The sequence below is a fragment of the Nocardia carnea genome, from assembly GCF_029868855.1.
In the GTDB taxonomy this organism is placed as follows: Bacteria; Actinomycetota; Actinomycetes; order Mycobacteriales; family Mycobacteriaceae; genus Nocardia; species Nocardia carnea_A.
Genome location: NZ_JARWOV010000105.1, coordinates 58,601 through 79,648 on the forward strand (window position 1 = coordinate 58,601; position 21,048 = coordinate 79,648).

The 21,048-nt window shown below is 65.4% G+C and carries 17 protein-coding genes and 1 pseudogene; 10 read left to right on the plus strand and 8 right to left on the minus strand.

The window, feature by feature from the left end; genetic code table 11:
* Window positions 1–87 precede the first annotated feature (87 nt).
* Genes QH195_RS09855 through QH195_RS09865 form a run of 3 tightly spaced genes read right to left on the minus strand, consistent with a single transcriptional unit; the run spans window position 88 to window position 6,759 of the window.
* The gene (locus tag QH195_RS09855) at window positions 88–5,916 is read right to left on the minus strand and encodes a toxin glutamine deamidase domain-containing protein (RefSeq protein ID WP_280435128.1); all 5,829 of its coding nucleotides are present in this window, start codon (window positions 5,914–5,916) and stop codon (window positions 88–90) included.
* Window positions 5,916–6,224 (minus strand): WXG100 family type VII secretion target, encoded by a 309-nt coding sequence (locus QH195_RS09860; protein WP_280435129.1) that lies wholly within the window; start codon window positions 6,222–6,224, stop codon window positions 5,916–5,918. The genes QH195_RS09855 and QH195_RS09860 overlap by 1 nt, the downstream gene beginning before the upstream one ends.
* A 28-nt stretch (window positions 6,225–6,252) precedes the next feature.
* Window positions 6,253–6,759, minus strand: a complete 507-nt coding sequence (locus QH195_RS09865; RefSeq protein WP_280435130.1) for a YbaB/EbfC family nucleoid-associated protein — start codon at window positions 6,757–6,759, stop codon at window positions 6,253–6,255.
* Between the two features lie 589 nt (window positions 6,760–7,348).
* On the opposite strand from QH195_RS09865, the gene QH195_RS09870 reads away from it, so the two are divergent.
* Together QH195_RS09870 and QH195_RS09875 are read left to right on the plus strand one after the other, a co-directional pair.
* Window positions 7,349–8,791 carry a hypothetical protein gene (locus QH195_RS09870; RefSeq protein WP_280435131.1) on the plus strand — a complete coding sequence of 481 codons (1,443 nt, stop codon included), beginning with the start codon at window positions 7,349–7,351 and terminating at the stop codon, window positions 8,789–8,791.
* Between the two features lie 442 nt (window positions 8,792–9,233).
* Complete coding sequence (locus QH195_RS09875) at window positions 9,234–9,533, plus strand: hypothetical protein (RefSeq protein WP_280435132.1); 300 nt, start codon at window positions 9,234–9,236, stop codon at window positions 9,531–9,533.
* 218 nt (window positions 9,534–9,751) lie between these two features.
* On the opposite strand, the gene QH195_RS35195 is transcribed toward QH195_RS09875, so the two are convergent.
* Window positions 9,752–10,285, minus strand: a complete 534-nt coding sequence (locus tag QH195_RS35195) for a CPCC family cysteine-rich protein (RefSeq protein ID WP_432278830.1) — start codon at window positions 10,283–10,285, stop codon at window positions 9,752–9,754.
* Between QH195_RS35195 and QH195_RS09880 the strand changes: the two genes are divergently transcribed.
* The 6 genes from QH195_RS09880 (at window position 10,172) to QH195_RS09905 (ending at window position 15,968) form a co-directional block, all read left to right on the plus strand.
* Window positions 10,172–10,471, plus strand: coding sequence for a transposase (locus QH195_RS09880; RefSeq protein WP_280435133.1), 300 nt, complete (start codon window positions 10,172–10,174; stop codon window positions 10,469–10,471). The two genes, QH195_RS35195 and QH195_RS09880, sit on opposite strands and share 114 nt — an antisense overlap.
* Before the next feature lie 2 nt (window positions 10,472–10,473).
* On the plus strand, window positions 10,474–11,355 hold the full coding sequence (locus QH195_RS09885) for an IS3 family transposase (protein ID WP_280435134.1): 882 nt from the start codon (window positions 10,474–10,476) through the stop codon (window positions 11,353–11,355).
* Between the two features lie 289 nt (window positions 11,356–11,644).
* A complete protein-coding gene (locus QH195_RS09890) occupies window positions 11,645–12,094 on the plus strand; it encodes a hypothetical protein (RefSeq protein WP_280435135.1) in 450 nt (149 codons plus the stop codon).
* A gap of 334 nt (window positions 12,095–12,428) precedes the next feature.
* The gene (locus tag QH195_RS09895) at window positions 12,429–12,746 is read left to right on the plus strand and encodes a hypothetical protein (RefSeq protein WP_280435136.1); all 318 of its coding nucleotides are present in this window, start codon (window positions 12,429–12,431) and stop codon (window positions 12,744–12,746) included.
* A gap of 248 nt (window positions 12,747–12,994) precedes the next feature.
* Window positions 12,995–14,071: a hypothetical protein gene (locus tag QH195_RS09900; protein ID WP_280435137.1), complete on the plus strand. Its 1,077-nt coding sequence runs from the start codon at window positions 12,995–12,997 to the stop codon at window positions 14,069–14,071.
* A 931-nt stretch (window positions 14,072–15,002) separates the two neighbouring features.
* Window positions 15,003–15,968 carry a hypothetical protein gene (locus tag QH195_RS09905; protein ID WP_280435138.1) on the plus strand — a complete coding sequence of 322 codons (966 nt, stop codon included), beginning with the start codon at window positions 15,003–15,005 and terminating at the stop codon, window positions 15,966–15,968.
* A gap of 137 nt (window positions 15,969–16,105) precedes the next feature.
* Here QH195_RS09905 and QH195_RS09910 read toward each other — a convergent pair whose 3' ends face one another.
* On the minus strand, window positions 16,106–17,044 hold the full coding sequence (locus QH195_RS09910; RefSeq protein WP_280435139.1) for a DUF3048 domain-containing protein: 939 nt from the start codon (window positions 17,042–17,044) through the stop codon (window positions 16,106–16,108).
* Window positions 17,045–17,368: 324 nt separating this feature from the next.
* On the opposite strand from QH195_RS09910, the pseudogene QH195_RS09915 reads away from it, so the two are divergent.
* Window positions 17,369–17,521 (plus strand): annotated as a pseudogene (locus QH195_RS09915) (VOC family protein); the annotation flags it as partial.
* On the opposite strand, the gene QH195_RS09920 reads toward QH195_RS09915, so the two are convergent.
* From QH195_RS09920 to QH195_RS09930, 3 genes are all read right to left on the minus strand, one after another.
* Window positions 17,521–18,351: a potassium channel family protein gene (locus QH195_RS09920; RefSeq protein ID WP_280435140.1), complete on the minus strand. Its 831-nt coding sequence runs from the start codon at window positions 18,349–18,351 to the stop codon at window positions 17,521–17,523. The pseudogene QH195_RS09915 and the gene QH195_RS09920 sit on opposite strands and share 1 nt — an antisense overlap.
* 301 nt (window positions 18,352–18,652) lie before the next feature.
* Window positions 18,653–19,048: a VOC family protein gene (locus QH195_RS09925; protein WP_280435141.1), complete on the minus strand. Its 396-nt coding sequence runs from the start codon at window positions 19,046–19,048 to the stop codon at window positions 18,653–18,655.
* 58 nt (window positions 19,049–19,106) lie between these two features.
* Complete coding sequence (locus tag QH195_RS09930) at window positions 19,107–20,039, minus strand: AraC family transcriptional regulator (RefSeq protein ID WP_280435142.1); 933 nt, start codon at window positions 20,037–20,039, stop codon at window positions 19,107–19,109.
* A gap of 72 nt (window positions 20,040–20,111) precedes the next feature.
* Between QH195_RS09930 and QH195_RS09935 the strand changes: the two genes are divergently transcribed.
* The gene (locus QH195_RS09935; protein WP_280435143.1) at window positions 20,112–20,852 is read left to right on the plus strand and encodes an NAD(P)H oxidoreductase; all 741 of its coding nucleotides are present in this window, start codon (window positions 20,112–20,114) and stop codon (window positions 20,850–20,852) included.
* The last annotated feature ends 196 nt before the right edge of the window (window positions 20,853–21,048 follow it).

Here is a 21,048-nt window from a genome sequence, read left to right on the forward strand (position 1 = left end):
TGGATGGCCAGCACGACGGCAGGCATCTCGGGATGCTTCTTGCGGATGAAGTCGGGGACCTCTGGTGGCCCTTCCCCCGTGCTCATATCAGTATCGCCCTCTCTCACGCATAATTCTTATCTCCTCTTCTATCTCAGCGACCTCCTCGGTCGTGATGCACCATGTACTCCGGTTCTCCAAGATTATTTCCCGTGCTCGGATTTCGTTGTCCAGGACCGATCCCCCATCGGCCCCCGTAGAGACCTGGCCGGCGGCGGCCTGGCGGGTGTGTATCCATTCTTCACGTAGAACCCGTACGTTCGAGGCGTGCTCGCGCCGGACCATGATCAGGTCCTCGCCGAGGCTTACCGCATGCACCTGATCGGCTTCGATGCCCTGCATCCGGGCGCAGAAGTCGAGGTAGGCGTGAGCTTCCTCATCGGATCGGACCTCGACGCCGTCGCGTTCCAGATCCGCCAGGACACGTTCGAGCGCTTGCTGTCGTTCAGACGCCGTCCCTGGATCCTGCCCTGGCGGCGGGGGATCGCTGCTCCGTCCGCCTTCTGCGGATATCGGTGGTCTGGGGTCTCCGGGAAGCACCCCTGGTCGGGCCGGGCCTGGTCCAGGTGGGCTTCCACCTGTGCTCCGGTCTGGAACGGTGCCGGCATAGGGTGCGCCTATCGGGGAGGGAATCAGGTTGAACCATAGGCCGGCCGAGTCGGCGATCAGGTCCTGCGGCGGGCCTTCGGCCAGGCGGTTGCCCTGGGGGTCCACCCATACCGGGCCGTCGGCGCCGAGCGGGTAGACGATGGCGACGGCGTGGTTGCCGTCGGTGACAGGCCGGCCGTCGGGGCTGTACTGGAATTCTCTGGTGGCGGGGTCACGGGCATGCCATTGGTTGACGACGAACGCCGCGGCACCCGGCCCCAGGCGGGCGACTTGATCGTGCAGGCCGCGGAATTGCTCGTTGATGGTGCTGCCGAGGTCGAATCCGGACCGCAGGTCCTGGCCGAGCCAGGCTGCCGCGCGCCGCAGGCTGTCGGCCTCGCCGGCCGTCACCCGCCCGTGCGCATCGGGTTGCTCGGCTCGCCAGCACGGCGCGGCAACCAGGGGCCGGCCGAAGAACGACGAGAGGAGAGCCATGCAGCTTTCGACGCAATTGTTGTTGCGGCCGGGAACGCTGGTACCGCCGTCGTTGATCCGCGAGAAGTAGGGATTTGTTCGTGGGTCGGCGAACATCTGGAAGTGGTCGCCGATGCGCAGGGCGTCCTCGACGGCGGCCTGGTATTCCGGGCGTTCGACAGGCCGGAGGTATCCATCCGCGAAGACTCGGCCCTGGGAAGGGTCGGCGAAGGGGGCGCGGGTATTCGCGGTGGCGATATCGTTGCCGATCACGCGGAGGTCCGCGGTGTTCAGGCCGGGATCCCCTGGTCGGCTCGGGCCGATTCCCAACTGGTCGCGCACGAAGCCGGCGAGAGTGCCGGGATCCGCGTGATGCGGATTCCAGATGCTCGGCCCGTTCTGCCGGGGATCGACGGAAACCCGGATATTCGCGGCTGCCGGATCGCTGGTGTAGACGATATCGAGCAGGATCCGTTCGCCGCCCGGAAGTTCGTGGCCGCGGTTGAAGGCGCTGTCGACGGTTGTCTGAACGGATTCCATCACCCGGTGCACATCCGCGCGGGGCACATCCGGAGGCGCGCTCACATGGACCGCGATCGTGGCGACGGTGATCCGCTGGGGCGGATTCCCCGGGACATCGACATGCCGGACGCTGTACGCGGGCCCGGACCGTGGACGTGCCGCCGGTGCGACCGGTGTTACGCGTCCCTCGACCGGCGGGAGCCGACGGCAATCTTCGCGGAAAACACGCGTGGGGTTCGGTGGGTTCTGCGGGTGGGTACCGGGGGGAGCGGGGGAAGCCGGCGTGTCGGTGCGTCGGCCGTCGCCGACAGGGCTTCGACCGCCTTGCGGACGGGCTGGGCCGGCCGTCTGCGGTCGGTCGGCCCGGGCCGGTGAATTACCCTCCGGCGCACGGTGGCCGGGGTGGGGCGCGATACCTTCCGACGCGCGGTGGGGGGCCGCGACCGAGGCATTCCCATGAGGACTCGCGACCCCGCCGTTGCCTGGTTGTACAGCCGGGGTTCCCGGGGTCGGTGTGCGAAGCCCTGGACTCGCCTCCGTCGACCGGGCTGCGGGAGCATTCGGCGGGGCGTGATGATCGGGGTGAGTCCTGGTGTCGCCGCGCGGCGCCGGTGGCTGTGCTGAACCGTTTTCCGGGGCGTGCGGAACAGGGGCGGGCGGCACGCTTTCCGGTGCCCGGGCCGGGCCTGAGTTCGTAGCGTTATCTGTCCGTGCAGCGGGGAATTCCGGTATGCCCGTATTCGTGGCGGGCGCCTGGTGCAGTGCCGGAGCCGGCTGCCCTTGGGGGAATCGGTGAGCTCGAAGATCGGTGTCGGTGCGGCCGACGGAGTCCCGCTGCGCCGGCTCGGGCGTCGCTCGGGATTGTGGCGGGAGCGCAGGGTCGCTCTCCGCGTAGTCCCTGCCGAGGAGGTTCGCGATGTCGGCCGGGTCCCAGATGGGGTCACCGGGGAGGGGGTCGGTGGCGAAGCGGGGTCGAGGTTGTTCGTTGTTGCTGTCGGGCGCTCGGTAAGGGGTCGAGGGTGGTTCGTTTTCCGGTGCCCGGCCCGGATCGGGGTCCGGGGTCGGAGCCGGCTGTGGTGGTGCGGGCGCGGGGTTCGTCGGCGGCGCGGAGGAATTCTCCGGTGAGGTGAAATTCGGGTGATCGCTGTATCGGAAATCGGGGTTGTAGATGGGTGGTAGTACCCGCGCGCTGACTATCTGGTTCCAGTTATCGGGGTCGAACACGATTTCGCGTGTCCATACGCGATAGATCACGTCGGAGGAAAGTCCGCCCGGTGCGAGAACTTCCGCTTCCCGATGCCCGCTGGGATGGCCGGTGTCGCGATGTGAGGACTCCACGTCGACCCCGAAGGGATGGTATGCCTCGTACATGTAGCGCGTCTGCCGATACAACCCGTTGGGCAGTTGTTCGACTCCGTGCATATCGACGCTCAGCGAATCTTCACGCTGGAGCACATGTTCCGGACTGTTGGAGAACGAGACACATCCACCGCCGTTGGTGGCCTGGCCGGTGTGGGCCCCGAGGTTGGGGTCGCCCGGCCTGCGGCAGTGGAACCCACCGAGGCCGGCGATTTCGTCCGGACCTCTGCTTTCCATTCGGAACAGCGCGTTCTCCTGGCGAAGAAATGCATCACCGGCGGACCGATCTCGCCACACGACCGCGTCGTCGCCTTCGTGATTCAGAAAGAGGTTGTCGGCAACTGGATCCACAGCGTCGGCCAGTGCGTCCGCCGGCATGTCACGGGTGATATGAGCGGGTAGCTCATTGTCCGGGCAGCCCGGTTCGAACGTAGGGTCGGCCATACTGTCGTAGGGCGAGACCCGGCGGTTGTGCGAGTAGTGATGCTCGAGAACCGCGTTCAAGTAACCTTCGTCGAAATTGTCCGGCGGCGGCAGCGCATCGACCACCTCGATCCGAGGTCTGGGGAAAATATTCCAGTTCGGGTCGATCAGGAGATCGCCGGCTCGCACGGCCCGTTGAACATCGTCGAAGGAGAGATTGTTCTCCTGCGAGTAGTTGTACATCGCTTTGGCCATGCTCGAGCGATTGGCGCGGTCCGCGAGCTCATGCGGGGTGAGGGCCCGACGATCCGGAGGATGGGATTCCAGCGGTGCGGTCTCGTTACGGGTCCCCGGGGTGTGCGAGTCGTCCGTTGGTCGGGGCGCGACAGGTTCAACGGGCTCGGCGGAGCGTGCGGGTGTGCCGGAGTCCGGGGGGCGGTGCGGTGGCGGGGCACCCCAGGAGTGATCACCGGGCCTCGAAATATCGCTGTCCCCGTACGGTCTCGATCTACCGGCATCGGGTGCCGGGGTCGGTCGCGACCGGCGAAAGGGGTTCAGGCCCGCCGCTTCTCGCGGCGGTTCGAGGCGGTGTGCGGGACGGTCAGCGGGGTGTCCGGGACGTTCGAGGTCGCCGCGGGCCGGGCGCGGAGGGCCCGCACTCGGTGCTTCCGGTGCGCGGCTCGGGGGGGTTCCGCGGGTGGGATCGGTAGTGGTCCGTGGCGCTCCCGCCGGGCCGGTCTCGGTTGTGGGCGCAGCGGTGTTCGGCCGGTGGCTGCCCTCGGTGGACTGCGAAGTGGGGGTGCCGGAGAGAGCTGTGGTGGAGGACGGTGTCGAGGTGGCGGGGGTGCCCGTTGTTGTGGTGGTCGCCGCTGCGCTGGTGCCGGCGGGGTTGTCGGTGCTCGTCGGAGTGCCGGAGGTGTGCGGGGTGGAGGTGTCGCCCGTTGTCGGTGCGGAGGGGGCATCCGAGGTGGCCGGCGTGGGGCTGGGTGGGTCCGGTGACAGGTTGAGGCTGCTACCCGGCACTGTTCCGTCGGGCAGGACCGTCTGCGGGGTATCCGATGTGTTGGATGTGGTGCCGGGAGGATCCGGGGAGAGGTCGGGGCTGCTGCCCGGTGGGGGGCTGTCGGAGGTCGGGGTGTCGGGTCTATCGGGGGCAGTGCCGGGCACGTCGGGGGCAGTGTCGGGCGTGTCGGGTGACGAGTTGGGGCTACTGCCCGGTGAGGTGCTGTCCGTGGTCGAAGCCGGGCTGTCGGGCGAGGACGGGGTGGCGGTATCCCCCGGGGCCGCCTGGCTATCCGGAGTTGGTGCCGGCCCGGCACTTTCGGGTGCCGATCCGGAATCGGTCCGAGTGGGGGTGCTTTCGGGAGTCGATGCCGGACTGGCCGAGGTGGTGGATGCGGAGTCGTTCTGCGGCGCGGAATTCGGGGATTCGCTGCTCGGGGTGGAGCCGGTGTCCGGATCGGCCCCGGTGGCGGCGGGCTGTGTCGCGGTCTGCTCGCCTGGTGCGCCGTTGTCCGGCTGCGCGGGAGCGCCGGACTCCGAGGGGGTTGATGCGGGGCTGCTCGGATCGGTATCGGCCGGGCTCCCGGTCTCGGGGGCGGAGGGGGCGCCTTGGCCGAAATGTGTGCCCGCGGCTTCCCCCGCCGCGGAGGCCCCGCGCTCGGCAGCGCCACCAGCGGCTCCGGAAGTGAAGGTCTCCAAAGTCAATTCGCCACCGACGGCCACGGTTCCCGCGACATTCCCGGCGACCCCGGCCGCACTCTCGACACCGAGTTCGGTGACTGTCTTCCCGACGGTGGAGCCCACCTGGTTGGTCAACGGTGCGGCAAGCCCGCCGGATCCCAGACCACCGCCCACGGCGCCACCCACAGCACCGGCGATCGCACTGCCCTTGAGCCCCTGCCAGTCCTCGCTGTCCAAGCCTGTCCGCTCCCCTGAAGCGAACTGGATCAGGTGCGGGATCAGTTCACCCGCGCCGCCTTCGAGGACTCCGAAAAGCGCGCCCTTTCCGACCACGGTGGCCAGCCTCTTGATCAACATCTGGATCGCTATGCGAATCCCGGCCTGGGTGGCGACCCGTGCCGCGGCACCGGCCACCGCACCCACACCGGTCCATGCGGTCAACCCCGCCACCACCAGTTCGGCGGCGAGCAGGACCATGGCAGTGATGATCGCCAGCTTGGTGTGCTCGATATCGAGCGCCCCGTCATCGGCCTGGTCGGCCAGCCATCGGCAATGCTCGATCAGCTTCGGTAGCGCGGCGTCGTCCTTGCCGCCGACCATGTCCCAGTGCGCGCTGAGCGCGGTATGCGATTCGCCCGAGTGGAGTGCGGTCAGCGCGGCCTGCATGGTGAGGTCGGCGTCACCGGAGCTCTCCTCGAGCGCCGTCGCCATACCGTTCCACGCATCGGCGATCCGCCGTATGGCCGTCTCGTCGGCTTCCGGCCAATCCCCGGCCCCCACAACCCATTTGGCGACCCATTGCAGTTCGTCCGGGATCTCGATACCCATCAGGACGCAGCCGAGCCCAGATTTCCGGAGATGATCTGTTCCTGGGCCTCCACATTGTCGGCCAGGGTCACCACATCTTCTCCATATCTGGTGAACGCGTCCCGCACGTCCTGAATGGCCTTCAGTCCCGGGTCGGGTGTGTAGCGCTTGGCGAACGCCTGACCTACCTGGTCGGTGCCCCAGCACTGCCCCTCGGTGTCGAGCACGCGACGCAATTGTTCTGCCGCGGTGGTGATATCGGCGGCCACCGCACCGAATCGCGGTCCGGTATTGCGGAGCCCGTCCGGATCGACGCCCAGGACACTCACGACATGTCCTCCCCGGTGCGCTCGTTGGTCACCGGCCGGGATCCAGGTAGGAACGGTTGCGGAAGTACTCGTCTTCCTCTTCGTCGGTCAGTTCCGGCGTGGCCTGCCGGGGTGTGGCCGGCGGAGGTTCGGAGAAGCTCGACACCATGTCCCGGATGCTGGGCGCGCCGGGGATGAGCTCGGAGAGATCGGGCATCGCACCGACCTCCGCCTCGAGCGGCGCCATGGCCTGCTGCGTGGCGTCGCCGGCTTGCCGGGCCGCGGCGTGCACCGCCTCGAGTACGGAACGGGCGAGCTTGTCCGGTGTGGTCCGTTTGAACGCCCCCGCATCGATGTGCACATCGACCGGGATCCCGGCCACATTGCTATCGATCCGGACCATATTGTCGGCCGACCACACACTCACCGTCGTGGCCGCCAGCCGGGCCTGAAGTTCTCCCAGCTGTGCGCGCTGCTGTTCGAACGACTCCAGTAGGGCATCCATCTCGGCCCGCATCCGATCGTTCCGTGCCCGCTTCTCCTCGCGCTCGCTCACTCGGCCCCCCCCCTTACCGATCGTCGCCTCAGTACTTGTTCCGGCGCACCGATCCGCGAACGGTCCCACCCTGTCCCTCCGGATTCCATCATCACATCGGAGTCAAGGCAAATCCGGACGGCGATATGACCACTGATTCGGACGGCTGGAACCGGAGCCGAACGGCGGGGATCGACTTCGCCCCTCCGGGCCCGGCTCCCTGCAAGGCCTGAGCTACACCGACACGTGGTTCAACGCGGAAAAGCAGAAGAACCTCTTTCGGGAGAATGGTGCGGAGGATGTCGGTTTGGGCGGCGTGAGACCTGGCGCGTGCTCTATTGGGAGCACACGCAGGAGGTCGGCGACTACAACGCCGGTGAAGCCCACCACACTGCGGTGGTCACCGGCTTCTGAGGTTCCCCCAGCCCGGCGCCGGACCTCTCGCTCCACGACATCGAAGTCGAGAGCCGGAGCGGATATGATCTTCGGGTAACTGTGCCACTGTGCGCATGGAGGGGGAATATGGCCACCGCGGAGACCCATTGTTCTAGTGCGGCGCACATAACCGGAGACCAGCGGCCGAGAGGTCGATCCGCGCGGGCGGCCCATCATGTCTGAGCCGGCCGTCGAGCTGTCCGCCCTCGCGGGTTTCCGTCTCGACATCGGGGATATCGGAACCATGTTCTCGACCAACAGCACTCGCACGCTCGACGGACTCACCCTGCCGGCCGGCACCTCGGGACTGCTGGCGACCGTGACGCCCATCCTCACGGACTTCCGGGCTGCGTTCGGCGTGCTACACGGGCAGGACCGGACCACTCTCGACGCCTACGCCACCACCTTGGCCGACAACGCCACCCGGTACCAGACCACCGACGGATCCACCGGGCAAACCCTCGTCCGAACCGGTCAGCAGCTGACGGGAAGCACCGGCGCCACGGTCGAGGGCGCCGACGGTGGGGTCACCCGATTCACGGGATTGTCCTTGTCGGTCCCCACCATCGATAACGAACCCGCCTACGCCATCGCTCGAACCCTCACCGGCGTGGTCGAAACCATCGGCCCATACGACGACGTGCTCAGCAGTGCTATCGGGATGAAGCCGGCGACGGACTACCTCACGCCCCTGATCGGCGACTGGGAAGCACTGCAGGACATCGCCATACGCATCCGCTCGCTGGGTATCACCGACTACGTCACCGCACAGAATCTCACCAATGGCGCCACCTGGCTACAGCAGTTCTGGACAGGGGACGCCGCCCGGGCTTTCGCCCTCACAACCACCCAGTTCGCACAAGCGGTGGACACTCGCAGTCTCGACCTCGACATCGTCGCGAAGATCGTCGAGAACGCCGGACGTGCTCTCGAACGCCAGGTGTACAACCTGGCTCTCACCCTGGCAGCCGCGGTCGTCGCACCCATGACCTTCCACAACATGACCCTGCCCCTGGCCTCGTGGGCAGGCCTGATCGACAAGCCGATCGACGAGCCCACACGTTCCGAGGTCACCGCGGCAGTCGACAACCTGAAACGCGCAGCAGAATCCGGAAAGAATGCCGTGACCACGCTCATCGACCACATCACCCGGGCCTTGAACTACCGTCCCGGGCAATCCGCACCGACCTACAATTCCGCCGATTTCGACATCCCCGACAAGGCGGCCGTCGATCTGGGCACACACCGCTACGGATTCGGTGGAAACACCTGGTGGGAGGATTCCATTGCATCCGGCCGGCTGATCCCGCGCTCCCTGCGGACCGTGCGGTCCACGGTTCGAGGACCGGTGTCATCGACAAGATTCAGGCCGCCAGGTACAGCAATGACGCCGCTCTGGCCATGGGCTTTTTCAAGGCCAGGGGATTCGACTTCGCGGCGGATATCTTCTCCGCCTACCTCGACAACAACGGGCCGGACTTCGTCTACGAGATCAGTCCGTCCAACCTCGAACGGATCATCGCAACGAGCGGCGCGAGAGAACAGGTCGCCAAGTGCCTGGACACAATCAAGGATCAGGCGCGGCGCGACCCCCAGACCGGAGTCACACGAGAGCTGACCTCGCCATGGCTGGGGGCAGAGCCCGAGGAGGGCGATATCGGCTACGCGGTAGGGCATTACGATGTCGCTGTCGGCAGCGACACCACACTGTATTCAGAAGACGGCGGCCTTCGCGCAGAGATCATCTACCGTATCTATATCTACGAGTTCTACAACTTCGACCACAAGAAGCAGGACACGTTCCGATTGAATATCGGAACAAACATCAACAACGAGATGCGAGAACTCGAAGAATTCGGCTGGGCGCGGAGTTTCCGTGTCCACGGTGAAGCGCCACGACTCGAACGATGGACCGGAAACCTGTGACGCACCGAAGCATTCGACGAGCGGCCGTCGGTGTGGCCGCATGCATCATCGTGTCGACTGTCGCGGGGTGCTCGACCGATGAGGAAGAGGCTCGCGACCTGGTTGAATGCGCCGGCATTGTCTTCCCTGAGGAGATGGATGCTGTGTGGTCGTGGACCGACAACGCCTTTCGCGAGGCAACCTCGGCAGCAGTCGTCGATATTCCCGCCGACTCGGTCGGTGAATTCACGCGGCTGTCCGGGTTCGGTCGGTTCGAACCCGGAGTTCCTCCGTCGTGGCAGTCTTACTGGCACGACAGCGGAATGGCCGACGTCCTCTCGGTCGATACGGGAAACGAACACTCGATCGACGAATACCGCGATCCACGCCGATACGTCGTCATCCACGACGGAGGCGGTGAAACGCGCCGGATCTTCGTGCGCACCGACTGCTGAACCTGGATCTACCGCTCTCGTGAGGGGGACCCGATTCGCGACACGCAGGATAGCGTCGCCCGCGGTGGCGGCGATCGGAATGGGGCACAAGCAGTTCGACCAGCGGGGCGTGAACTGGTCGGTTAGCACTGCAATGGTGTTTTGACGGTCGATGCTCGAGCGTCACTCGATGTGAGTATTACGTCGCCAGAATGTCGGCAGCCACCAGTACAGCATGGTTAGGTCGGCAGGCCAAGAGGCACGTTGCTGGTTGTCCCAGTCCTCGAAGTCGTCGCGGGAGAGGTCGATGGGACGCCGGGCGGGTTGAGTGGTTCGTCGGCTTGTGGGGGTCGGACGTGTGTACGGGCGTGTTCGTCGCAGGCACCAGAATCTCGATAGATGCGCTGAGCGTCAACCAGCGAGGTCCTGTTGGCTCCTACGGATATGGTTGGCCAGCGTAGCTGGAGTCGGTCGTCCTCCCAGAAGCAGACCGAACATATGGCGAATGAGCCCGGAATCTCGTCGAATGTGTGGTGTCCGCAGCAGGGACAGGAGTAGCGGGTGCTCACCCGCCCAGTCTCGTCGCATCCAGGGTGAGGTTCCCCCGCTTCCTTGGAGGGCTCTGAGCATGGTCCGATAGGGCCAGGAAGGAGCCCCGCGTGGCAGCACCGAAGAAGTATCCGGACGAGTTGAAGGCTCGAGCGGTCCGCTTGTATCTGGAGTCGGATCCGAAGCCGACGATCCGCAAGCTCGCCCAGCAGTTGGGGGTCCATCACGAGGCTTTGCGGAACTGGATTCGCCAAGCCGATACCGGGCAGCGACCGGAGCCGGCGGCGTCCGATCTGGCTGAGGAGAACAAGCGGCTGCGTAAACAGGTCGCCGAGTTGGAGCGGGTCAACGACATCCTGCGGTCGGCGAGTGCGTATTTCGCCTCGGAGCTCGGCCAGACCCGGAGGTGATCGTGCGGTTCGTCAAGGACAGCCGGCACCCGGTCGAGCTCGTATTGCGGGTACTCGGGATCGCCTCGTCGACCTATTACTGGTGGTGCAAACGCCTGGAACAACCCTCGGCGCGGCAGCTCGCGGACGAGGCGTTGCTGGCCGAGATCGTCGATATCCATACCAGCTCCGGCGGGACCTATGGTTCTCCGCGGGTGCATGCGATGCTGGCCCGCCGCGGGATCTCGGTGGGCCGCAAACGGGTGGAACGGGTGATGCGTGGCGCGGGGTTGCAGGGCGCGTTCCTGTGGAAACGGTGGCGCATCGCCTCGACGCGAACCGACCCGCGGGCAGCGGCGGCACCGGATCTGGTCGAACGGGTCTTCACCGCGGACCGGCCGAACCGGTTGTGGGTGGCCGATGCCACGCGGATTCCGTGCGGTCAGGGCGCGTTCTGGCTGGCGGCGGTGCGGGATGCGTTTTCCAACCGGATCGTGGGCTGGAAGACCTCGGATCGCTGCGACACCGAGCTGGTGTTGGGTGCGCTGGAGTTCGCGGTTTGGAGCCGTGACATCCGCGATGGTGAGCTGATTCATCACAGCGACAGGGGCTCGACCTACACGGCGATTCGGTTCGCTAACCGGTTGGCGGACAACGGGATCGCGCAGTCGATGGGCTCGGTCGGTGACAGCTATGACAATGCGTTGATGGAGAATTTCTTCTCCACGTTGAAGACCGAGTTGGTTTATCGCCGGGCCTGGCGGACCCGGGACGAGGCCGAGAACGCCCTGTTCGCCTATATCGATGGCTGGTACAACAGCCAGCGCATCCAGAAGAAGCTGGGTTGGCGGTCACCGGATGAGTTCGAGGCGAGCTACCATCACCCGGCTCCGGCCGGAACCTGATTACCCCGCCCTCCAGCATTGCGGGGGAACCTCAGGTTCTCAATTCCAGGACGCAACCGGGAAACAACAAGCCACACAGGCAGATGGCATCCGACGATGAAATCAGGCAGCTGTACGAAGACCTGGCCGCGAACGGAAAGCCCGTAGATGTGGGCAGCTATCCCGGACGAGCCAGCGAACTCGCCGACGGAACGGTGGTCAGGATCCGCGACACCAGCACGAGCGGCGGCGTTACAATCGACGTAACTTACCCCAACGGACGAGTCGTAAAGGTACATCTGCCGAAGTGATGGATATCGCGCTCGAGAACTTCCTGTTGTACGGAATTTCCGATGACTGGGCGCCCTTGTCGGAGTTCGAAAAAAATGTCAGAGCTCTCGCCCCGTCCGAATACTCCAGGCAAGCGGTCCTCGAAACGATTCGTGAGCTTCTCGACAAGGGGTACATCCGCGCCGGAGCCTTCCCCGGCGGCGGTCGATCCTGGGAACCATGGGAAGTATCCGCAGAAGAGGCGGTACAGAGGGTTGCCCGCGGGTTCAACGACGTTCCGGGATATCTCGATATCACAGAAAAGGAAATCGGAACGAGCGAAGTTTTCCGGGCCGAGATCACCGAGCGCGGTCGCGCCCGACTGCAAGCCCTCGGCGACCCATACGAGAACTATGGTGATCCCTGGTACGACGATCCAGCGCTCAACGCACGGGAATGGGGATACCCGCCCTTCCACGGACCACACTGACAGCATTCGATCCGCGCTTACTCGAGCAAACGACGGGAAAAATATGCCCCGACGCCCGGGTGCAGAAAAGTCAGGTCTCATGAAGCCGTACAAATAGAGTTGAACGAATATCTTACACCGCCCTGCATGAAGTACGGATTACAGTGGGAATTGGCAGTTATCGTGCAGAACCAGAACTCTCGATACGCGAGCACAGCTACCTGTGGTTCAGCGGCTACGGAGGATTGACCTACCGATGCGGCCCCTGGTTGGTGGACACCTGCAACTCGGCAATCTTCCAATGAGGACGTCGGATTCGACCTGCCGATCCTATGGAAAGAAAAGATCTCGGCATATGACCCGCTCGACCACGACGATCACGATCAACGGCAATCCGGTTCAGATCAGTGATGAACAGATCTTCCTCGCCACCCGTGACCAGACCCCAGGAACGCCGCAGATCTACGCCGCGTTCGTCAACAACGCTCTCTGGCCGCCGACCCAGCTCATCGGACTGGCCACCGGGGTGCCTGGTAAGTCCGGCGAGACCTATAACTACAACTCGCACGCCGCGCTCAGAGCACTGAACGAGCTGGGCTTCGCCACGTTCGAGCGCGTGGAGTACGACACGCTGGGCACCGTAGTGGTGCGTGAGAGCCGGAAGCGCACCTGAGGAGCGGATCGAGGTGGCTGGTCAGCGCGTGCCGCCCAACGGGCTCGATGTCCAGCCATTCGGCTCGCGGATCGTCTTCGCCGGCTTTGCTCGCCGTTCAGCGACCGTACATCCCGACCGGCCGCCGGGTTCAGCGTTCGACCGAAGCAATATGGTTCCGCCGTAACACATCTCGCCCCCGAGAATCGCGACTGTCGCTGCTGTATGGCATTGTGCGGAGAACGCGGAACTGAGTGAGGGAGTTCGGGATGACGGGGGTCTGGGGCGCAACCCATCTTATGGAGCTGGCGCGACAGCTGAAGGCGGCAGATACAGGCGGTTGGCGCCAACCGGCGCTGCGAACGGTGATCGAAGGCCTCGGCTGGCAGTGGCAAGACACCGATGCCGGACCGCTGTTGCTCCGGGGGCCTGAGCAGGAAACGGCCGGTGGGGCAGCCCGGCTGCGTCCCACCGGCCCCTTCGAGCAGGACTATGCACACGGTGGCGAGGAGTATGTGGGGCTGTATGTGCCGGTGAGCCGGCCCGGGAGCAGTGCTGCGGGGAAGGCACAGGCCTTCCGGGCAGCCGCTGAGACCCTGTCCGAGGGGTTCGGCCGCGCCCCGATCGTGGGTACCTACGGCGACCCCGGACCCTTCTACGACTCCGCGCCCATTTGGGGTAGTCCATTCCTGCGCTGGCGCGAACGGAGGAATTCTCTGGAACTCCGGGCCGGCGAGCACGGCCCCGAACTGCTGCTCCAGCCGACGGACCCGGTGGAGAACTGGTTCTGGCGGCAGGGACACGGCGAGCTCAACGCCCTCGGTGGCTTCTTCGGCACCCGTCGCGACCCCGCCAACGCAGGCCTGAGTTTTCCCGGTGGCTGGCGCACAGACGACTGGGACATCTTCTCCCGCAGCCTCGGCGCTTTCCTCCATACCCTGCCGGCCGAGACTCACGCCTTGAGTATCGACCTTGACCTGGGGTTTCACGCTCTGGTCCCTGGTGCCCGCGGCCCGGTCGTGTTCCATCTCATCTGCGGCGAACGACTGGAGATCGTCTACGACACCGAGGAACTCGGCGAGTCCATCACCGATCCGTGCTCTTTCGGTTGGATTCCGCACACCACCCGCCCGGCAGTGCTGGATCACTGGCTCGAGTCTCCCTACCACTCCGGGGATTTCGGTGCGGGTGAGGTGGACGGCCGCGCACTGGCGAGAATGATGGTCGACACCCTGCGCGACTTGGGCGTCGGCTCGCCGAAGGACCTCAGCCTGACCGACCGCGCACAGCAGGTCGGCGATTACGACGTCGAATACTACGGCCTCACACTGCGGGAAAATCCGTAGGCGCGCTCTGAGGAGACCCGATAGTTGAACCGCCTCGCCCTGACTTCAGCCGCAGTCGCTGTAGCGGGGCTTCCTTTCTGCTGTGCTTCTACTGGTTGCAGCAGACACGAACCTGTACGAACGGAAGGAAGCTCTGCTGGCTTTGCAATGCTCACGGGATATCGACGTGCCGGCGGCGGTGATTTCAACTGGTCCGCCACGATCCTGTCAACTTGTTGCCGGCGTCGCGGCGATCGTGTTCCTCGTGTCGATCCTCCGGTCCAGTTCTATACTCTCACCGTCGACCTGAAACGTCCGTGGGAAAAACGCGTTGCTCCGCACCGCATTACACCCGCACGCGTTCGTCGGGGGTTTCGGCACCTCCGCCGGAAAGTTGCCTGTCCCGCCAGAGCACCGAAACCCTCCCGCCCCGGTCCCGGCCGCCCAGCCGGCCACGGTAACCAGTGACCAGCACCCCGCTACGACGTGCACATCAAGACCGCCAGCGACAAGAAACCTTCCCAGAAAGCCGGGCCACGACCTCGCAGAAACTCCACAAAACAGCAGCTCAGAGCTTAAAACTCAAGCTAGGTCAGGGCGCCGAACCCGAAAAGTGCGCCCACCCCACCGCCGATTCGGCAGCAACCAGAAGCTCATCGATGCCAGGTCTACCTGAACGACGACATCTACACCGATATCAACCCCGGCAACTAGTTCTCGGTGGTCCTCGCCTTCGACGTCCTCGTCGGCACCCGGTCGGCGCCTTGGAATTCCACGATTCGATGTTCTCGGCGGCGTCCAGGTTGCGGTGCGGGTAGATGGAATCCCGGCCCATCCACCCGCATTCGGTACGGAATCCCGTTCGGTATCGGGAAGATACGCCGAACGCGGCGGTGCCATATCATGGTTGGACCGTCACCCGAGGATTGCGCCAGGACCGGGAGCTCGCCTGATGAACAAGCCCACCGGGGTCTCCCTGGATCAGGTGACCGGGAAGCTGATGGTGGATGTATCTCAGGTTGTCCGCAGGTTGGCACGCACGGAGGCCGACTGGTACCGCGTGAACAGCAGCGCGCTCGATCGTGCCGCGCAGGGGTGGCAAGACGCCAACAGCCGGGCCACGTTGAACGTTTCGACCACGGCCCATGCCGATCCGGTCACCGTCTCCGGGAAGTACGGTGCGTCGAACGATCGTTTCCCCCCGAAGACGAATGCCGGTCCGGAACCGACGACAGTAAATTCCGAAACGGCCCGCCTGCGAAGGCCTTTCATCGGCCTCGGCGACGATTTGGACGAAATTGTCGCGCACTCACCCACGCTCACCGCACGGTTCAATGATATCCAGCGTCGAGGATGGGTCGTACGTTACGGCGACGAGTACATGATGCGTCGAGGTGAAGCCATGCGTATGGGTTATGCCGATTTGCGCGAGAAGACGATTGTTATCGACGATCGGCTCGAGGGAGACCCGAGAGAAGTGACGCGGACCTTCAATCACGAAGTAGGTCACGCGTACGGAGCCGATAAAATTTCGGATGAGCCCTCGATCCAGGGGCAGACGCGGGCAGAGTGGTCGAAAAAGTGCACCGACCAGCACCTGAACGAAGAGGGTCGAGCTATATTGTCCGAGTACCGGCCACTCGACGAAATCTCCACCTCCAGCCGCATTTTCATACCGATGTCCGGCTCCGGGTGGGAGGATTACGAATTCATCGGCGCCGACTACGAGATAGGCGCCGTTACCGAGAAGGAAGCGATCTCGAAGATATCCCGGCAGCTCGGGGAATGCATCGTGGAAGGAACCGATAAAACCTATCGAGAGATGCTGATGGGGGAATTCGGCGATATATACGACAGTATTCCGCAGATACAAATGTTCCGTTACGGTCCGGGATCGGGTCCGGATATCCCGTCATGAGCTCGGCTGGACGTCGAGAAGGTTTCACCTGCCGAGATCGATATCCGCTCGGATCGGACACCGGCGAGCAGAGTTCGGGGCGGACGCCAGGACCGCCGGGCGGCGTAGAGCACCGATCGCGGCAGCGCCGGTCCCGATTACCACAGCTGCGCAGGAACCAGGACAGTCCAGACCTGCCCCGGTGCGAACGGAATAGCTGTACCGGCCGGCGTTGTATAGGTTGTGCCCTCCTGTGGGGAGGGCCGGGACCACTCGGCCGGGAACGCTTGACCGTCGCGAAGTACGAGGGCCCGACCGCTGCCGGTCGTCCCGGCCAACGGTGAGACGCTGCCCGCGACATCGCTGACGGCCGAGTTCTGCACCTGCACACGCTGCAGCACGACCGTACTCGCCATGACCTGTCCGGTATCGGCCTCGGTGTAGGCAGCACCGTCCATGGACACCAGCCATCGGTGGTGGCCGGGTGACCAGTCGAAACCGATCACCGTGTCCTGATACCGCGCTTCCTCGTGTTCCGTGGGCCGACCACCGGCAGGCGCAGGACCGAAGTGGAGTTGCGAACCCGGCGGCCAGCCGCCGCCGACGGGCAACTGATCCGAGCGGACGAACAGATTGTGCGGAGCGTCGCGACTGTAGTCGCGGTAGTACGCCCTGGGTTGCCGATCGGCCGAGGCGTTCAGGAGCGAGGACTGATCGACGGCGGCAACCAGCTCGGGTGCGGCACCAGACGAGGCCAACGTCGGATTGCCGAACTGGTCCAACAGCGTCAGATCCGTTTCCCGCGCGCTTCGGACAGGTCCGATCACCGGGGGTATGTGGGTCGAGAACACCGCGGCCAACCGGCTCAAACCACCCTCGACCGGTTCGACGTAGACCACATCGGCAGCTCCGAGCCCCACCGGTGGCCGTGCCTCCGGGCTGTTGTCTATCTTCGCGACCAGCACGGGTGATCCCACCTGGGAGGACGTGCCGGGTGGAGGGCGATCGGGTGGGGTGCCGCTACTGCACGCGAACGCCGCGCACATCCCCAGTGTCGTCAGGAACGCGGCTATCCACACCCACCATCGCTGTTGCATAGGGGCAACCTCTAACGGGCGTAATTCTACGCCGCACTAGACCGAGGCAGGAGTGGTCGAGCCGGACGCTGGATAGGGTTATGGTCCCCGTATACGGTCCTGATACTGGTGGGCGTCCTCGCGTTCTGCGGTCTCGCCGACTGCATCCGCGGCCTCACCGGGTGCGGATCCGTCACGGTGAGGGCGGGAACGGGGTACTCCACTTCCAGTCCGCCACCGCGTGCGGAAACAGACCTGAGTCAGGGGGTCGGCGGCCCTCTGACCGGCACAGATCACGTGGCTCGGGTCGAACAGAAATAGTGTTCACGCGAGTACGCTCGGTCCATGCTCACAGGGCTGCACACCTTGATCTACTGCGAAGATCCCGAGCCCGCTCGCGCGTTCTGCCGCGATGTGCTCGGACTGCCCGGGGTCGATACCGGAGGTGGGTGGCTGATCTTCAAGACCGGCCCCAGCGAGTTGGGCGTGCACCCGAGCTACTGGTTCAGCACCGGCGCGGGCGACGCGTGCGTTGTGGCGCCGGTACCGCTCACCGCGGTCGACGCACCGAGTGCGGCGACCTCGGCGCGTAGCGCCCGCAACTCGCCGAGTAGCTGGGTGACGTCGGCGTCCGTGCGTTCGGCGGTCTCCTCGACCGCTTTCAGCTGATCGATGACCCAGCTCGTGGTGGTACCGATGGCGAAACTGATCAGGCCGATACCGAAGGTCATCAGCAGCAGCGCGACCAGCCGGCCTTCAGCGGTGACGGGATAGTAGTCGCCGTAACCCACCGTGGTCACCGAGACCACCGACCACCACAGCGCGTCGCCGTAGGTTTTGATATTGCTGTCGGTGACGGCGCGTTCGGCGTCGAACATGGCCAGGCTGCAGAGGAAGAGGATCAGCAGTGAGCTGACGCCGACGAATACCGACAGCCGTGCCCGCGGCAGCCGCGCGCGGTTCACCGCGTCCAGCACCAGCAGGCCCGCCCGCAGCAATCGTAGCGGCCGGGCCGGCGGAAGAAGCACGATCAGCAGCTCGGTCAGATGGGTGCGCAGGAAATGCCGACGGTTGCCGGCGAGCACGACTCGGATGAGGTAGTCGCCGGCGAAGAGGAACCAGATAGCGATATCGGCCGCAGTGAGCCAGCCGTCCAGAGTCGGCGACGGGGCAGTATCGAGCACCTGCCAGGCGTAGGTTCCCAGGAACGTCAGCGCGAGAACGGCCATCGGCACATTCGTCGCACGCTCCCAGGCGAGTCGGCGGCCTTCCGGATGCCCGGCCTCGGCGGACCTGGACGCTGGGTCGGCGACGCCGAATCGAGACATTGACAACTCCTGAACGACCCCGGCCGGACATGGGCCCGGCCACCGTGCAGTCCGCACGCTACCGGACCCAGCCGGGTGGTAGGTCCCGTCTGGCTACCGGCCATCACGGTTCGGGCGCCGCCGGCACGCGATGTCCGGCAGCAGTGGGCTCCGTGCAGGTCACTGCCGGCGGCTCTACGAAACGCTCCGCGGGCGCGGTGGCCCCGGGCTGTCGTTGCGGGACGCGATATCGTCGGCGGCGACTTTCTCGCATTCGGAAGCCGAGCCACCCCTTCGTGCCCGCCCGGTTCGGACACTGGGCCTACCTGGCGTCCGACGGGATCGGCCTGCCGATGATCCATTCGTGACCGAACGGGTCCCGCACCCGGCCCTGCCGCATCCCGTACGGCTGGTCCGCGACCTCGAATACGATTTCTCCCCCGGCCGCGGACATCCGTTCGGCGACCCGGTCGGGATCGTCGGCCACCACGGTGAGCAGCAGGCCGGGGCCGCCGAGTTGCCGTGGATCCTTGTCGAACTGGTCGGCGTCCTTCAGTTGGAAGCTCGCTCCGCAGGGAAGACCGAGTTCGGCGAAGACGACCCGTCCATCGCCCTCGTCGCGCCGCCGGAGTACCGCGTCGAAGGCCTCGCCGTAATAGCGGATCGCCTTGTCGGCTCCCTCGACGACCAGTTTCGGGGTGATCTGTTCAATGCCCATGAAGGCGAGTATGGGCAGCCGTATCACGAACAGGCTTGGAGATTTGTCTCCTGTGTCTTCAGAAACTGGCGACCTTGCCGCGGAAATCGCTGGGTCGCAGGCCGCGGTGCCGTTTGAAGGCGGCACTGAAACCGAAGGCGTCCGCGTAGCCCACGGCCTTCGCCACCTGCGCGACCGTGAGGTCGCGATCGGCGAGTAGTTCTTCCGCTTCGTCCATCCGGCATTCGGTGAGATAGGCCAGCGGCGACTGACCCATGACGTCGGTGAAGCGTTTGGCGAACAATGCCCTGGACACACCGGCTTTCGCTGCCAGGGTGGCCACCGTCCACCCCGCGTCGGGCCGGCTGTGCATGGCTTCCAGGGCGGGACCGACTACTGGATCGGCGGGGCCGCGGTACCACCCCGGGGCGTCGGCGTCCTGGCCGTCGAACCAGTCGCGCAGTGTGCAGACCAGCGCCCAGTCGAGCAGGCGGTCCATCATGGCCTGGGCACCGGCGGGGCGGGCGGTCGCGTCGGCGGCGATGGAGGCCATCCAGGCGCAGGTCTCGGCATCGTCGGTTACCACCAGTACGGGCGGTAGCGCGCGCAGGAGGCGTTCGTGGCGGCGGCCCGAGGCGCGGTAGGCGCCGACGATCAGTGCGGTTTCGCCTGCGGGATCGTTACCCCAGCGCCCTTCGCCCAGAGCGGCTTCGCATTTCGGTTCCTCGATGAAGCAGGCGATTTCGTATTCGTCGTGCGGGAGCGCGACCGAACCGGCGCGGTCGGCGAGCAGGAAGGGTTCGCAACCACGCACTACCGCGGTGTCCCCGGCGGAAATCCGGCGTTCGGTGCCGTCGGGCAGCAACAGCGTGCCGCCGCCACGGAGCACCGTCATCATCGTCAAGGGTGCACGGTCGGCGAAACGGATGGTCCACGGCGCCTCCAGCACCGCATGGGTGAGTACAGCGCCTTCGGCCCGGATACCGCCCAGCAGTTTACTCAAAGGGTCCACACCTCGAGCGTAGACGAACTCCTATCGAATGTGGATCTTCAGCCATAGATCGTCCAACAGATTCGGGGTGAAATGGAACCGACCGAACAGCCGAGTAATCGGATCACTCTGGAGGATTCCGTGCCGCACACCCCGCTCGAGGACGCCGCGACCGCCCGCACCGCACTGGTCGTCGTCGCGCACCCTCGACCCGATTCGCTGACCGCCCATATCGCCCGGCTCACCGTTGCCCGGCTCACCGCTGCGGGCTACCGGATCGATCTGCTCGATCTGAACGCCGAGAACTTCGACCCCCGTATGACCGAGGCGGACCTACCGGATTGGAACAACCGGGAAAAGACCTACTCCCCCGAGGTCGAAAGCCATATGCGGCGCATCCTCGCCGCCGATGTGATCGTCGCGGTGTTCCCGGTGTACTGGATGCAGGTCCCGGCGATCCTCAAAGGCTGGATCGACCGCGTGTGGAACTACGGGTTCGCCTACGGTCGCAGCAAACCCCGGCTGGCGGGTAAGCGGATGCTGTGGCTCGGCCTCGCCGGGGCGGCGGACGACGACGAGGTGGTCGGTCTCATGCAGCAGGCCCTGAGCGCACAACTCGACGACGGTATCGCCTACTACTGCGGCCTGACGTACTCGTCGGTGGGGCTGCTGCCCGGCGCAGAGGAGAAACCGCAACGGCTGGACGCCGCGGGCAACCTGCTGCTCGACGAGGCCCTCACCGGCACCGCGCGCGATGCCCATTACGCCGCACTGGAGGCCAGGGCGACCGGTTTCGTCGACGATTTCCTGGTCGGCGACCGGGTCGCAGTCTGAGGGGAGCACGGTCACCGGCGTCACATCGACCGCGGAAATAGTAGGCACGCCGGCACGGTTGAACAGCGGTGTCGGCATCCGAACAGCCCCGGGCCGCACCCCTTCGTCGCTACGAGCGACCACTCGCCGAGAGGCGCTTGTGGGATGCCGACCCCGATCGACCCCCCCACCCCCCGAGCCGGCCGGCGGGAGGCCG